Below are 12,505 nucleotides of genomic sequence, written 5' to 3'. Positions count from 1 at the left end.
AGTTCACAGCCTTTTTTTTGCTGCAAGTCGTCCGTTCAATGGATCAAGTAAAAAAGCCGGAGATGAGCTGTCGATTCCTAAATATCCCAATCATAAAAACTTTTGCCTCGTGCAACTATCCATTTCAATGGATTGTTATGGATAAACTTTGCTTATAGTGGATCATTAATTTATAAAATCAGGCCCGATATGACGACTAACACTGCTGAAAGCCAACCGCTGAGAAGTTGGCTGCTTTTAGGTTTTCTATCACTGGTATGGGGAAGTTCATTTATTTTGATCAAGAAAGGGCTGGTGGTCTTTTCACCTGGGGAAGTGGGGGCGTACCGTATCGTCTCTGCCGCCGCAGTATTGCTACCGCTTTCACTCCCAAGGATCGCAAGGTTAAACAGAAAACAAATCGGAAACCTCATGGCCGTGGGACTGGTCGGCAGCTTTTTACCGGCATTTCTCTTTGCCAAAGCCCAAACCCAACTGAGCAGTTCCATCACTGGTGTACTCAATGCGCTAACACCACTCTTTGTAGTCCTTATAGGAGCCTTATTCTTTAAGGCCAAAATCACTTTAAGAAATGGCCTCGGGCTCCTCATTGCCTTCGTGGGAGTGATCATCCTTATAAGCGTCAAAGAGGGCAGCAGCCTTTCCAGTCTTTCTTCCATCAACAGCTATGCATTTCTGGTGATTTTGGCCACCATTTGCTATGGCATCAACCTGAACATCATAAAACATTGGTTTGAGGCCCTAAAGCCAGTAGAAATCACGGCCATTTCCCTCCTTTTAGCCCTTCCTGTGGCCTTGGGCTATTTGATTTCCCAGACAGACTTTATCCCTAAACTGCTTTATCAAGAAGGCGCACCATTGGCAGCAGGTTACTTGACCATTCTGGGTGTGCTGGGCACCGCCGTCTCCCTCATTGTGTTCAATGGTCTGGTCAAAATTGCCAGTCCCGTATTTGCCAGCACGGTCACCTATCTTATCCCTATTGTAGCCATAGCATGGGGCGTATTAGATGGAGAAGTACTCCTTTCCGGTCATTTCATCGGAATGATTGCCGTGATTACCGGCGTGTGGATCGGAAATAGAAAAAAGCGAAAAAAAGTCATTCCTGCGACTTCCTCCAACGTTTAACTTCCTTCTTGCTCATCTCCTTCGTTATCAATGATTCAGGAAAAACTGGGTGATAAACTTCATTGGATTTTAAGGAAACCACTCCTTTTTCAGCATCTAAGAATTTAATGTAAAGGCTTTTATAAGCCAGTTCTTCTCGAGACTTTTTATAGAGTTGACTTGTATAAAGCCTAATCTGGTATCCTGAATTGTAATTTTCACCACCACATAAGGCTATCTCATCTCCTACATTCACTTCCTGTCCGGGACGGACCTTGACAGATCCGGACTTAAGTACAGAAATCACCGTGAAGGTTCCATCGTCATGCAAAATTTCTACACTATTTGCTGTTCGACTATAAATCAAATTACCGAGTATCGACGTTTCATCCCCTACCACATCCATTACGATACCCCTCCTTGGTGCTAACACCGGCGTCTCTTCATCAAAATGAAACCCCACCACATAAAAATCATCCGGACGTTCCTTATCTTTTAATAATTCGTCAAAATGCCCCGCCATAAATGCCCTGCCCTTTACTCCCTCAGGAAACGGCAATCCATATGGCACTTCATTTAATTTCCGCTTGATCTCTCCTTTAAAATACCGATAACTATACTGATAACCGTCACTGGAATTTTCCCTGACCCGACTCAGGGAAAGCAATTTGCTTTTTCCTCTTCGCACCGTAACTATTGCCGGAAGAGATGTACTGGGTTTTAGATTGGAATAATCCTCCAGGTCCAGCACTACTGTATAGACGCTTGAAGTAGGATTTTCCCCATAAATAATCACATTATTTTCGCTATCCCTCTCAGAACTTAGCCTAAGTTCTTGGCCATTTACGCCATAACAAAAAGAAAGTAAAACAACTAAAATGGCAACTCTGATCATCGTAAAAATAGTTAAACTGAAAAGGTTAAATATGTGAAATTTAAATCAAATAATCAACAGGGAGGGTCCGCACGTCTGCAGAAGTACCTCTCCCCTTACCTGCTTATTTTCCCTTCAATTTATTTCTCCAAGCATACGCAAGCATGGGCATTTGGGCATAACTTTTCACACCTGCTTTTACCCCTTGGGCCTTTAGAAAAAGGTCATTTGACCGCCTGCTGAGTTCCAAGGAAAAAGCCTTGATCTGCCGGTGATTTTCTGAAATATCGATCAAGTCATTTCGAAGTCCTTTATCCAAGGTGGTCAAAAACTGTCGGTATCCAGTGGGATCCAGTCGGTACATATCATTCAACTGATAACTTAACAACCTCAAATGCCCTGAATATTGTAAAAGGGGATTGTCACTGTGGCTGCAGATCACCCAACCGATAAAGTTGGCTTCGCCCTCATCGGTAACTCCATAACTATGAGCCATCTCATGTGCGATCGTAAAGGGCTTTTCCAAGGGGTGCAAAGTGGGGTCAATATAACTCTCCCCTACAAAGGGAAAGTAAATTCCCAAAATACCAAGTTTCCTCAACAAGCCGCCAGGATACAATTCCTTGGTTCGGGGATGGCCTGTAAAATTAAGCCCCATCATATATAGATTTTCACGGATATTGGAACGGACGACATCCTCAAGTTCTCCATAAGGAAGCGTGCTGCCGATCGCTACCGTATCATCTGAAATTTGGGGACGAATCTGATGTAATAAATCCCGAGTAAGCACCATTTCATTCACCAGAACATCCTTTTCCAAGGCCAATGGTTTAAGCCCCAACTGCTGAAAAATAGGCACCCGCTGGTAATTAAATCCCCAAAGGACCAAAAAGAAAAACACCAACAATCCTGCGAAGTTTAATAGGCACCGGCCACTAAAAAATACTTTCCCCTTCCACCCGACACGCCTTCTTACACGCCAGACATAAAGCCCAAAAGCCAATATTACTCCCAAGAAGAAAAGGTAAACTGTCGGAAAAGGCAAACGGGCAATGGAAATATCAATGACATTACGGATTGCTGGAAAAAATTCTCGTGAATAAACACGCTCAGTCGTCTCAGGAAAACGGACTGCAAAATAGCGAATGATCAGGCATATTATCCCCAAAATCATCCACGTCCAGTTTTTCTTAAGCATAGGTCACCAGCAATTTATAATGAGTTGCATCAGCAAAAAAAAGGCCATCCACGAATGTGGATGACCTAAACTATATAATTTCTTTTTCCTAAACCCCTTCGGCCTCTACCGTTTTGACATCATCAGGAAGCATTCGCGTAAGCAGGTTCTCGATACCCGCTTTAAGTGTTACGGTACTGGAAGGACAGCCCGAGCAGGCTCCTTGTAGCAATACCTTCACCACACCATCTTGGAAACTATGGAAAATAATGGCTCCCCCATCCTGCTCTACTGCTGGACGAATATATTCATCGAGGATTCCCTTTATTTTTTTGACTACTTCACTGTCATTCTCATCAAATAAGGGATCCTTATCCAACACCACATCAATGGCCGGCTTTCCTGACTCCAGGTATTGCCGGATATGATCGCGGATAAAATCCTGTACTTCCGGCCATTCTACACCATCATTTTTGGTCACCGTCACAAAATTGGAGGCGATAAAGACCCGTTCCACAGCCGCAAAATTAAACAGCTCTTTGGCCAACTGTGAATTTTCGGTACTTTTCTCATCCGGATAATCGAAACTCACCCCCTCGTCTGTCAACATAAAGTTCACGACAAACTTCAGCGAATTCGGATTGGGATTCGCTTCCATATAGATATGTACTGGCTTTTTCTGCGCTTGTAACATGATTGTTATTTTTCTTTCTTCGAAAATCTATTCTTATAAAATCGCTTTTCCGACCCACTACCGAGCCCAAAGCAGTAATGAACGGCGGTTTGTTTCCATGACGTCCTAGCAATTCAAACAGCAAAACCGCTTATAAGTTCCCTTACTGGCTCATTTTATGCATCACTCGTAGTGGTCAGCGGATTGGATTCCCGGATCAGGCCATCGGGAAGCTCCCCTTCCGTGCTGGCCACCACGGTACAAACCGTCGCATCTCCCGTCACATTGACCACCGTCCTGAACATATCCAAGATCCTGTCCGGAGCCAAAATCAACGCCAGACCAGCAGAAGGCACGCCTATGGATTCCAGTACGATGAGCAACATGATCAAGCCCGCCCCCGGAACACCGGCGGTGCCGATAGAAGCTAGCGTAGCTGTCAACACGATCATCAATTGCTGTGTTAGGCTCAGGTCAAGACCGAGTGCTTGGGCAATAAACACCGCCGCAACTCCCTGATAGAGGCATGTCCCGTCCATGTTGATGGTGGCACCAAGGGGAAGCACAAAACTGCTGACCTCCTCGGAAACCCCAATTTCTTCTTCTACCTGCTTCATGGTCACCGGCAAGGTGGCAGAACTGGAACTGGTAGAGAAAGCCAACAATTGTGCTGGCCTAAGGGCTGCGAAGAAGTCTTTGTATTTCACTTTGGTGAACAGCTTCAAAATGGTCGGATACACCAGCACGATCATCAATAACAATCCCGCCACTACCAATAAGCTATATTTTAGCAAAGCAAACAGCAATTCTATGGCCGAATCAGGATTATCCCCTGCTATCTCCACGATCAGCGAAGCCATTAGGGCAAAGACGCCATAAGGCGCTATCAACATGATATAGCCGACGATCTTGATGATGACATCATTTAGCCCATCAAAAAAGGCTATGACAGGACTGGCCTTGGACTTTGGAATTTCCAAGAGGGCTATTCCCACGATGATGGCAAAGAACACCACCTGCAGCATGCTGCCATTGTCCGCGGCAGCCAGGAAGACATTCTCCGGCACCATGTCCACTAAGGGTTTGAGGGGTGTTTGCTCTTTCAGCTCGGCTGCTTGGGAGGATTTATCACCTACCACGTCATCAAACTGCTCCATCAGCCTTTCCCGCGTTTCTATGGGCAGGCTTTTGCCCGGGGCAAAAACATTCACCAACAACAGCCCCACGGTCACCGCGATCACAGTGGTCATCATATAGGCCCCAATGGTCTTACCACCAATCCTTCCCAGTTTCGTTATATCGCCCAAATTGGATACCCCCACGATCAGTGAGGCCAGCACCAAGGGTACTGCGATCATTTTCAGCCCATTGATGAAAATGGTACCAATGGGCTTAATATAATCCATGGTAAAATCTGGAGACATCTGTGTCTTGATCACAATCAAACCGAACACCAAGCCCAGCACCAGGCCAATGATAATTTGAGTGTGAAGGGGTATCTTTTTTAACATACTATTTGGGTTAAATTCTTAAACGTCCAATTTATTCAATCGCTTTAACAAAACGAAGTCCGCTAATACCAATGCGGCCATGGCTTCCACGATCGGTACCGCACGTGGAACTACACAAGGGTCATGACGGCCTTTTCCAGAAACCGTCACTTGGTCTCCAGCTTGGTTTACACTGTCTTGATCCTTCATGATGGTCGCCACTGGCTTAAAAGCCACGCGGAAATATATATCTTCTCCATTGGAAATACCTCCTTGGATTCCTCCGGAATGATTGGTTTTTGTCCTCACGGTGTCCCCATCCATATAGAAAGCGTCGTTATGCTCAGAACCGAGCATGGTCACTCCTTCAAACCCGCTTCCATATTCGAACCCTTTCACCGCATTGATGCTGAGCATGGATTTTCCAAGATCGGCGTGCAGACGATCAAACACAGGCTCTCCTAGGCCCACCGGAACGTTCTTTGCCACACAACTGACCACACCCCCTACGGTGTCCCGGTTTTTTCTGATCTCATCTATATAGTCAATCATGTCCTGTGCGACCTCCGGGTCTGGGCAGCGGACGATGTTTTTTTCTATCTCTGCGAAGTCCAGTTCTTGGTATGGCTTATCCAGTTTGATATGACCTGCTTGGGAAACATAGGCATTGATTTCGACGCCTATATGCTTCAGAAAAAGTTTGGCTACGGCTCCGGCAGCCACCCGGGCGGCCGTTTCACGTGCACTGCTTCTTCCTCCTCCACGGTAATCGCGGACACCAAATTTTTCCTGATACGTATAATCCGCATGGGATGGACGATATTTATCAGCGATATGGGAATAATCCTTGCTTTTTTGATCCGTGTTCATGATCACAATCGCAATAGGCGTCCCTGTACTTTTCCCTTCAAATACCCCAGATAAAATCTGGCACTCATCCTCTTCCTTTCGCTGGGTGGTAATTTTGGATTGCCCCGGCTTTCTGCGCTGCAGCTCTTGCCGGATGAACGCTTCATCAATCGGCAAACCTGCCGGACAGCCGTCAATGATCACTCCTAGCCCCTTTCCATGCGATTCACCGAAGGTGCTTATCTTAAATACTTTTCCAAATGAATTACCCATTACCTCTTTTTAATAATCAATACGACCAGCAAAACCACTGCTCCGGCCAATAGTATGTTGATAAAAGCCGAAAAATAATACTTATATCGTTCGTTTAAAAGCTTATTGTCTTCAAGTTCTATTAAATCATAAATCCCCCCTAGCCTGGTACTTGAAATGGCCTGGTTGATTTTGCTCTCTCCGACCACGTTTAACACGGCATTGGGCCTCAAGGTGTCATAAGCGGCCTTGTCGGTATTAAAATAAATCCATTCAAAATGATCTGCCAATTTCACCTCACCAGGCTCATTGATGGTAATGTAATATTCAAACTGCTTGATCCCGGTCACACGACCGCGGCCACGGTTGATCTGCTGGCGCTCGTTGGGGTCATAGGTGTTCAGCTTTTGGATGTTCTTCTTTCTCGGTGCCTTGATGGTGCTGACATTTCCTTCACCCGTGATGCCAAAATCGTAGGTTACCCCTTCACCTGTTTCCACCTTTTTGGTATCAAAGTTTTCTCGCAATCGGTAAACGCCTACACTCACCTGATTTTTCAGCGGATGGGGAGGCAGTGGCTTGACAAAAACTGTCTTGCCCGGTGCATGGAAAGTCTTGAAATCCTGCTGGCGATTATTACCAAAGAAAGTAGGGTTCTTGGCGACCTTATATTTGATCATTTCCCAGTCAATCCCGGGCAGTGTTACCTCGCCTTCATTGAAAGGATAATAGGTGGATTCATATACCTTAAAACGCGTCCAATTTTTTCCATCAATGGTAACGCGCTCCGGCTGAATATTGGTGATGTTGAAGTTTTCTTCCCAAGCATTGGTAGGCTTGATTTTTTTAACAATTTCCTCCAACTGCTTGCCCGGCTCATGAAAATCAAATGGCGCTTGATTGGATTCTGACATGTAAAATGCCAAGCTCACATTAAAGCCCTCTCCAACGTAAATACTGTCCTTATTGACGCTCATCGCAAAAAAAGCCTCATCATCAAGCTCGATAAATTCCTGTTCCTGCTGATCTCCTCCACCGAAAAAATCATCAAATGGATCCGTCCGCTGGCGCTGGCTCCGCCTTGACTGCTGTGCATCGGTTACCTTGATGGTCTTTCCCGCTGAAGATACTTTTTCTCCATTGATCTGAACACTAAAATCAGGGAGTGTATAGGACCCTTTTTTGAGCGGTCTATAATACTGTACGATGCTGTTGGTACTGCTCACTTGTCCGTTGATCACATTCATGGATGAGGACTGGGACACTCCTTGCTTCTGGAATCCAGGGATCTCCGGAAACTGGTCGTAAGACTTTATTTTTTCATTAGAAATGGTTATTTTTACACTGAACGTTTCATTCAACCCTATTTCATCAGGACCCAGTTCAACTTTTATTTCCTGCGCATATCCATAGGAAAAAACCATTGTCCAAATGAATACTAGAGTAAAGTATAATTTCGTTCTTTTCATAGATACCGAGATGCTTTAGGTTGCAAATTAACGAGTATATTTTAAACGCAACAAATTCAAAGTATTGTCGTATCAATTTTAGTATTGTTTAACCAACTTAAATATAAATGAGCCATGATAGAATATGTTAAAACCATTTTACTTAAGGTGAGTTTTGACAAGAGACTTTTCGAGAAAGAGTTAAGAAAGGGCCTCAACATGTTGACGCCCCATGAGGTTCAGGAGTTTAAAACCTGGTGTTACAAGACGTTTTCAAAAATTTATTTGGGAGTACTCAATAAATATTTTGTAAAACTCGCCTAATCATAACAGCCCCGCCAAGCGGGGCTTTTTGTTTTTGCTTACTATTTTATCCTGATTTAGAATCATGACAAAATTCTGGGAGCATTTTTTTATTTATCGGAAAAATCATACGCCACGAAGTCACTAAGACACAAAGTAATTTTAAATTCCTTTCAGTGCAGATTACAGCTTTCACTTGATGCCTTTGGGACCTTTTCCTGCTTTTTTATCCGTAGCTATGGTGTTTTTAGGGATCATGCAGAAAAGATAGAGGATCGCCTATTTCGATGGGTAAATATATTCTTTACCACCTTTGGTTTCTATTTGACCACGGATGAACGCTGATAAATACGGATAGGATCCTTAGGGCATTGCAAATCCGTGTACATCCCATTTATCCGTGGCTTAAAATAACTTTGATGCCATGCTTTGGCCATGAAGAGGACTTCCCGGCAACGCTTGAATTAATCAAATCCATAGCAGAAAAGCCCTCTTTTTATGGAAACTACCCCCAGAAAAATTCCTTGATCCGTTTTTATCTCAACACCTCATGGCAGGTTTTTGGCACATGACATATCGTCAACCGCACAGAAAACAATACGGGTAAATGCAACTTATCACCATATCGATGTCATCACTATTTTAATGGGGGATACATCACAAATCCTCCAGGACTTACATGACCTTACGTCCTTTATTTCTCCCCCATGAAATCTCTGCAAATAAGGAAAATAGTATTACCCCAACCTTTCCTACGTGAACAATCACAATCAAAGATCTCTCTAGAACAATTATTCAATTCTAAAAACATCAACTGAAGAATGGGTATTATTCGAAGCATATAAGACACCCTTTCTTACAAAAATTGAATTGTACCAATTGGATCCATTGTCGCCTTTCCGTTTCAATATGTAATTGGCCAATACAGACTTATTTTTCAGATCACAAGCGATCACTGTATTTAATCCCGTTCCCTTTTCCCTGCTGTAACATAGAAGATAAACAATCTCCTCTTCACCTACATAAAAATCTTCCACTATCATAATAGTTGTATTCGCATCCCCATCCTTTCTATATTCTTCAGTGATCGATTCGGACTCCTTCATATAGAAACCTATTTGAGACAAGTCATATACAGTACTGTCCATAGATAATATATTTATCAATTCGATTTCAGGACGAGAAGTTGACACTAGATACAACCAATCACCTACTTTGTGCAACAATTTATCATCATATTTTTCGGCTATTCCAGTATAATAGTTCTTTTGATTTTTAAACCCATATCCTTTTTCCGAATATAATTCAAACACAGGCTGAGCCACCTCTTCGTTCATGGTAGCTATAAAAAAACCATCCTGATCTACATTCATGATCCTTCCATTAAAAACAAAATAGCTTACTTTATGGGACTCCAAAAAAGCTCCATCAGTTGCCGAAAATTTAGAAAGCCTCATCATTTCCCAATCCCAGACATACACCGTATCTCTATACACATCTAGACTTGAAATTGAGCTGATCTCGCCAGGACCAGTACCAAAATCACCAAAGGACATAACCACTTTGTTACTCCCTATACCTATTTTCCCTATCTTATGCTGCTTTCCATCGTAAAAATATACAAAAGGGGACTTTTCTCCTGGACTTACCAGTAACTCTGGATCACTGATCAATGCTCCATCCTCATAAGTATCTATGGAAACAAAATTTTCCAAAATCACTGGACTAATCCCCATATCTGTTAATGAAACGTATGAGTCCTCTCCATGATGTCCACTTACCTTTCCTTTACACCCTAAAAAAAAATGTGCAACTATGAGGATCACCATTAAAACAACTAATTCTCTTTTATGCTCATTCATACCCCTTATGTCATAACACTTTTTTAACAAAAAAGACCTCTACTCCTATATGTCGTAAGAGGAGTAGAGATCAATTTAAATCACCTAGCAACTTGTCCTTTTACCGTCACATTCAACATATCCAGTCCCTCTTTCACATTTTTTGGTACCTGTACATCCTACTGTCCCTGAAACTTTACCACCAATGTTGAAACAATTTGTAGTAACGGTACAGCTATACCCGCCATCCCCTGGTTCTTCTACTTGTTTAAATTCATGATTTTGGGAGTGAAGACTACCTGAAACAGCCATAAACATCACTGCTGCTGCAAAAACTTTCAAACTTGCTTTCATAATAAATTAGGTTAAAACAATTAATAATTTCACCTAGTTTACTCCCGAGTTTATTCTAATCAAAAAAAACACCTACGCACATATACTCAAAAAAATTATCTTCATATATTCTTTAACTCAACATCCCGAAATAGTTTTTTTGACACGACTTGGTGTTAACCGCACAGAAAACAATACGGGTAAATGCATCTTATCACCATATCGATGTCTTCACTATTTTAATGGCAGATTAATTACCTTACCCCAGCTCCTCCATGGTCACCACGGGAATATCCTTCTCTGCCACGGCATTCAGCTCCTTAAACTTGTCGGAAGGATACTGGTAGCCATTTTCCGTAAGTGGCCATAGCAGTGGACTGAGGTTTAGCACCGTGGCCTTATACCCCTGCATGATGGCAGCCATATTTCCGGTACCTTTGGAGAGCCCCGCTTCATTTTCAATTTCAAAGGGCCCAGAAAAGCCTTTTTCTTGCAGCACCTTGATAAAGCGTCTCCAGTCCATGCTGTCCCCGACCCCGAACCCCGGCAAGGTCGCCTCATAATGGTGCCGGTCCCACTCATGCTCCGCTGTCGGTACTCCTGCTCGATCTGCCAGGCCTTTATCTACCAACTGGGTAGGGTACATATTTCCCCAGTAAGGATCGGCATTATTTCGGGTGGACTTCACATGGATCCGCTTCAGGCGATCCATATCGGTATGCTGGATTACCTCCACAGGGTCAGTATGCTGCCATACGTCGTGCGAAGGATCATAGATCTCCCCATGGGCTTTACTGGGGATCATGGTGTACATCAGCTTTCTTGCGGCCAATACACCAGGGAGGTTATTAAAGGTTCCCGTATATCCAGCGGACCGCCAGCCTTCCATCGGGCAATTTTCGTACAGCACTGTTACGCCTAAATCCTCGGCATACTTGATGATGGGACCAAATACCTTCGCGTATTCCTCCAAGTTCTTTTCAAATCCATTTTCTTGGTTGCCCAGTTCATGATTATACCCCACAAACGTCCCCACTTTCACATCATTGGCATCCCCGCCCAGCAGGTGGGCCATTCGGATCAACTTCAGCAAATGGTTTTGGTTCTTAATCCGCTGCGCGGGATCACCTCCGATCAGGTTGTCGAAAGCACCGATGGAAAGCTGCAGTTGGGCACGGTTAAATTTATCCAGCACTTCCTTGGCCATATCAAGGGTGAAATGATCATAATCTAAATGGGTCGCCACAAAATCATCTCGGGTACCATCTTTCCGAAATACACACACATCAAGGCCTTGAACACCCGTCTCTTGGGCTTTTTTGATCACTTCATCCAAGTTCAGCTGGTCAAATGCCGAAGTCATTATCCAAATGGGATTGGTCATGGCTTTTAAGGTTTAAAGGTTGATAACGTTGTAATGCTGTAAAGTTATGAGGTTCTAAGGTTGAAAGGTCAATTGGTTTAATGGTGATAAACCTTTAGTAACGGTAGAATTGTCGAACCGAAACAGCCCTGGACTGTCCAAGGAATAAAGATGTTTACACAACATCCTTCGATTCGACAATTCAACAAGCCCCCGGTTCAAGAACCAGGACCACGAAACGTTAAGCACTAGGCCTTATGTCTCTCGCCACCATTGATAACCGTAACCTTCATCAATGGAACGTAAAGCGGATGGACAGGGCAATCTCATCGCCCCACCAGCCTACATCATCGGTAATGTTAAAGGCGGGCTTATAATCTAACGACAGGTTTATCGGCGCATCGACAAACTTGTAATCCAATCCGATGATGCCATCAATACCGAACACGGTATAGCTGTCATCATAATCATGAAAAGGAGGGTCACTGCGATCACCCCAGGTTCCGAGGTGGGCACCTCCACCATAAAACCACTTAAGCCCTCTGACTTCTCTGATGTCTTTATGCTTTTCATAAAGTCCCGTGATCACCAAGCCCTTCCATCGGGTGTGCAGTATTCCCTCAATCGCCTCGTCGAGGGAAATAAAATGCTTTACCGTAAGGCCATTAGAAACACCAGCTCTCAGGCCGACGCCAGTGGAATAGGTCTGGGCTTCAGCCCGGTGGCTGACGACCATAACCGCTACGACAAAAGCTGTAATAATTGCTTTTTTAATCATAATAATAATCGTTAATA

12 protein-coding genes are annotated in these 12,505 nt (G+C 43.7%); 2 read left to right on the top strand and 10 right to left on the bottom strand.

The window, feature by feature from the left end:
* Window positions 1-189: 189 nt before the first annotated feature.
* Window positions 190-1,128 (top strand): DMT family transporter, encoded by a 939-nt coding sequence (locus tag ECHVI_RS07460; RefSeq protein ID WP_015265351.1) that lies wholly within the window; start codon window positions 190-192, stop codon window positions 1,126-1,128.
* On the opposite strand, the gene ECHVI_RS07455 is transcribed toward ECHVI_RS07460, so the two are convergent.
* The 6 genes from ECHVI_RS07455 to ECHVI_RS07430 all read right to left on the bottom strand — a co-directional run bounded on the left by ECHVI_RS07455 (window position 1,100) and on the right by ECHVI_RS07430 (window position 7,891).
* Window positions 1,100-2,002, bottom strand: coding sequence for a M23 family metallopeptidase (locus ECHVI_RS07455; protein ID WP_015265350.1), 903 nt, complete (start codon window positions 2,000-2,002; stop codon window positions 1,100-1,102). The genes ECHVI_RS07460 and ECHVI_RS07455 overlap by 29 nt on opposite strands.
* Window positions 2,003-2,105: 103 nt before the next feature.
* The gene (locus tag ECHVI_RS07450; RefSeq protein ID WP_015265349.1) at window positions 2,106-3,179 is read right to left on the bottom strand and encodes a DUF3810 domain-containing protein; all 1,074 of its coding nucleotides are present in this window, start codon (window positions 3,177-3,179) and stop codon (window positions 2,106-2,108) included.
* A gap of 88 nt (window positions 3,180-3,267) precedes the next feature.
* Window positions 3,268-3,852 carry a NifU family protein gene (locus ECHVI_RS07445; protein WP_015265348.1) on the bottom strand — a complete coding sequence of 195 codons (585 nt, stop codon included), beginning with the start codon at window positions 3,850-3,852 and terminating at the stop codon, window positions 3,268-3,270.
* 155 nt (window positions 3,853-4,007) lie between these two features.
* Window positions 4,008-5,342: a dicarboxylate/amino acid:cation symporter gene (locus tag ECHVI_RS07440; RefSeq protein ID WP_015265347.1), complete on the bottom strand. Its 1,335-nt coding sequence runs from the start codon at window positions 5,340-5,342 to the stop codon at window positions 4,008-4,010.
* Between the two features lie 18 nt (window positions 5,343-5,360).
* The gene (gene aroC / locus ECHVI_RS07435) at window positions 5,361-6,443 is read right to left on the bottom strand and encodes a chorismate synthase (RefSeq protein ID WP_015265346.1); all 1,083 of its coding nucleotides are present in this window, start codon (window positions 6,441-6,443) and stop codon (window positions 5,361-5,363) included.
* Entirely contained in the window at window positions 6,443-7,891 is a 1,449-nt protein-coding gene (locus ECHVI_RS07430; protein ID WP_015265345.1) for a BatD family protein, read from the bottom strand. Before ECHVI_RS07430 ends, aroC begins: the two co-directional genes overlap by 1 nt.
* Before the next feature lie 114 nt (window positions 7,892-8,005).
* On the opposite strand from ECHVI_RS07430, the gene ECHVI_RS24030 reads away from it, so the two are divergent.
* The gene (locus ECHVI_RS24030; RefSeq protein ID WP_015265344.1) at window positions 8,006-8,194 is read left to right on the top strand and encodes a hypothetical protein; all 189 of its coding nucleotides are present in this window, start codon (window positions 8,006-8,008) and stop codon (window positions 8,192-8,194) included.
* A 770-nt stretch (window positions 8,195-8,964) separates the two neighbouring features.
* On the opposite strand, the gene ECHVI_RS07420 is transcribed toward ECHVI_RS24030, so the two are convergent.
* The 4 genes from ECHVI_RS07420 to ECHVI_RS07405 form a co-directional block, all read right to left on the bottom strand.
* Window positions 8,965-10,035, bottom strand: coding sequence for a hypothetical protein (locus ECHVI_RS07420; RefSeq protein ID WP_015265343.1), 1,071 nt, complete (start codon window positions 10,033-10,035; stop codon window positions 8,965-8,967).
* An 84-nt stretch (window positions 10,036-10,119) separates the two neighbouring features.
* Window positions 10,120-10,368 (bottom strand): hypothetical protein, encoded by a 249-nt coding sequence (locus tag ECHVI_RS07415; RefSeq protein ID WP_015265342.1) that lies wholly within the window; start codon window positions 10,366-10,368, stop codon window positions 10,120-10,122.
* Between the two features lie 238 nt (window positions 10,369-10,606).
* Window positions 10,607-11,731 carry a sugar phosphate isomerase/epimerase family protein gene (locus ECHVI_RS07410; RefSeq protein WP_015265341.1) on the bottom strand — a complete coding sequence of 375 codons (1,125 nt, stop codon included), beginning with the start codon at window positions 11,729-11,731 and terminating at the stop codon, window positions 10,607-10,609.
* Between the two features lie 271 nt (window positions 11,732-12,002).
* Entirely contained in the window at window positions 12,003-12,488 is a 486-nt protein-coding gene (locus tag ECHVI_RS07405) for a hypothetical protein (RefSeq protein WP_015265340.1), read from the bottom strand.
* Window positions 12,489-12,505 lie beyond the last annotated feature (17 nt).

This window comes from Echinicola vietnamensis DSM 17526, assembly GCF_000325705.1.
Classification (GTDB): domain Bacteria; phylum Bacteroidota; class Bacteroidia; order Cytophagales; family Cyclobacteriaceae; genus Echinicola; species Echinicola vietnamensis.
The sequence above is the reverse complement of the archived record's forward strand: the minus strand, read 5'-3'. Positions and strand labels throughout refer to the sequence as shown.

Excerpts from the sequence above, each read along its gene's own strand:
- ECHVI_RS07450 (WP_015265349.1), bottom strand. The coding sequence starts at position 3,179 with ATGCTTAAGAAAAACTGGACGTGGATGATTTTGGGGATAATATGCCTG.
- aroC (WP_015265346.1), bottom strand. The coding sequence starts at position 6,443 with ATGGGTAATTCATTTGGAAAAGTATTTAAGATAAGCACCTTCGGTGAA.
- ECHVI_RS07455 (WP_015265350.1), bottom strand. The coding sequence starts at position 2,002 with ATGATCAGAGTTGCCATTTTAGTTGTTTTACTTTCTTTTTGTTATGGC.
- ECHVI_RS24030 (WP_015265344.1), top strand. The coding sequence starts at position 8,006 with ATGATAGAATATGTTAAAACCATTTTACTTAAGGTGAGTTTTGACAAG.
- ECHVI_RS07430 (WP_015265345.1), bottom strand. The coding sequence starts at position 7,891 with ATGAAAAGAACGAAATTATACTTTACTCTAGTATTCATTTGGACAATG.
- ECHVI_RS07415 (WP_015265342.1), bottom strand. The coding sequence starts at position 10,368 with ATGAAAGCAAGTTTGAAAGTTTTTGCAGCAGCAGTGATGTTTATGGCT.
- ECHVI_RS07440 (WP_015265347.1), bottom strand. The coding sequence starts at position 5,342 with ATGTTAAAAAAGATACCCCTTCACACTCAAATTATCATTGGCCTGGTG.
- ECHVI_RS07410 (WP_015265341.1), bottom strand. The coding sequence starts at position 11,731 with ATGACCAATCCCATTTGGATAATGACTTCGGCATTTGACCAGCTGAAC.
- ECHVI_RS07420 (WP_015265343.1), bottom strand. The coding sequence starts at position 10,035 with ATGAATGAGCATAAAAGAGAATTAGTTGTTTTAATGGTGATCCTCATA.
- ECHVI_RS07405 (WP_015265340.1), bottom strand. The coding sequence starts at position 12,488 with ATGATTAAAAAAGCAATTATTACAGCTTTTGTCGTAGCGGTTATGGTC.
- ECHVI_RS07445 (WP_015265348.1), bottom strand. The coding sequence starts at position 3,852 with ATGTTACAAGCGCAGAAAAAGCCAGTACATATCTATATGGAAGCGAAT.
- ECHVI_RS07460 (WP_015265351.1), top strand. The coding sequence starts at position 190 with ATGACGACTAACACTGCTGAAAGCCAACCGCTGAGAAGTTGGCTGCTT.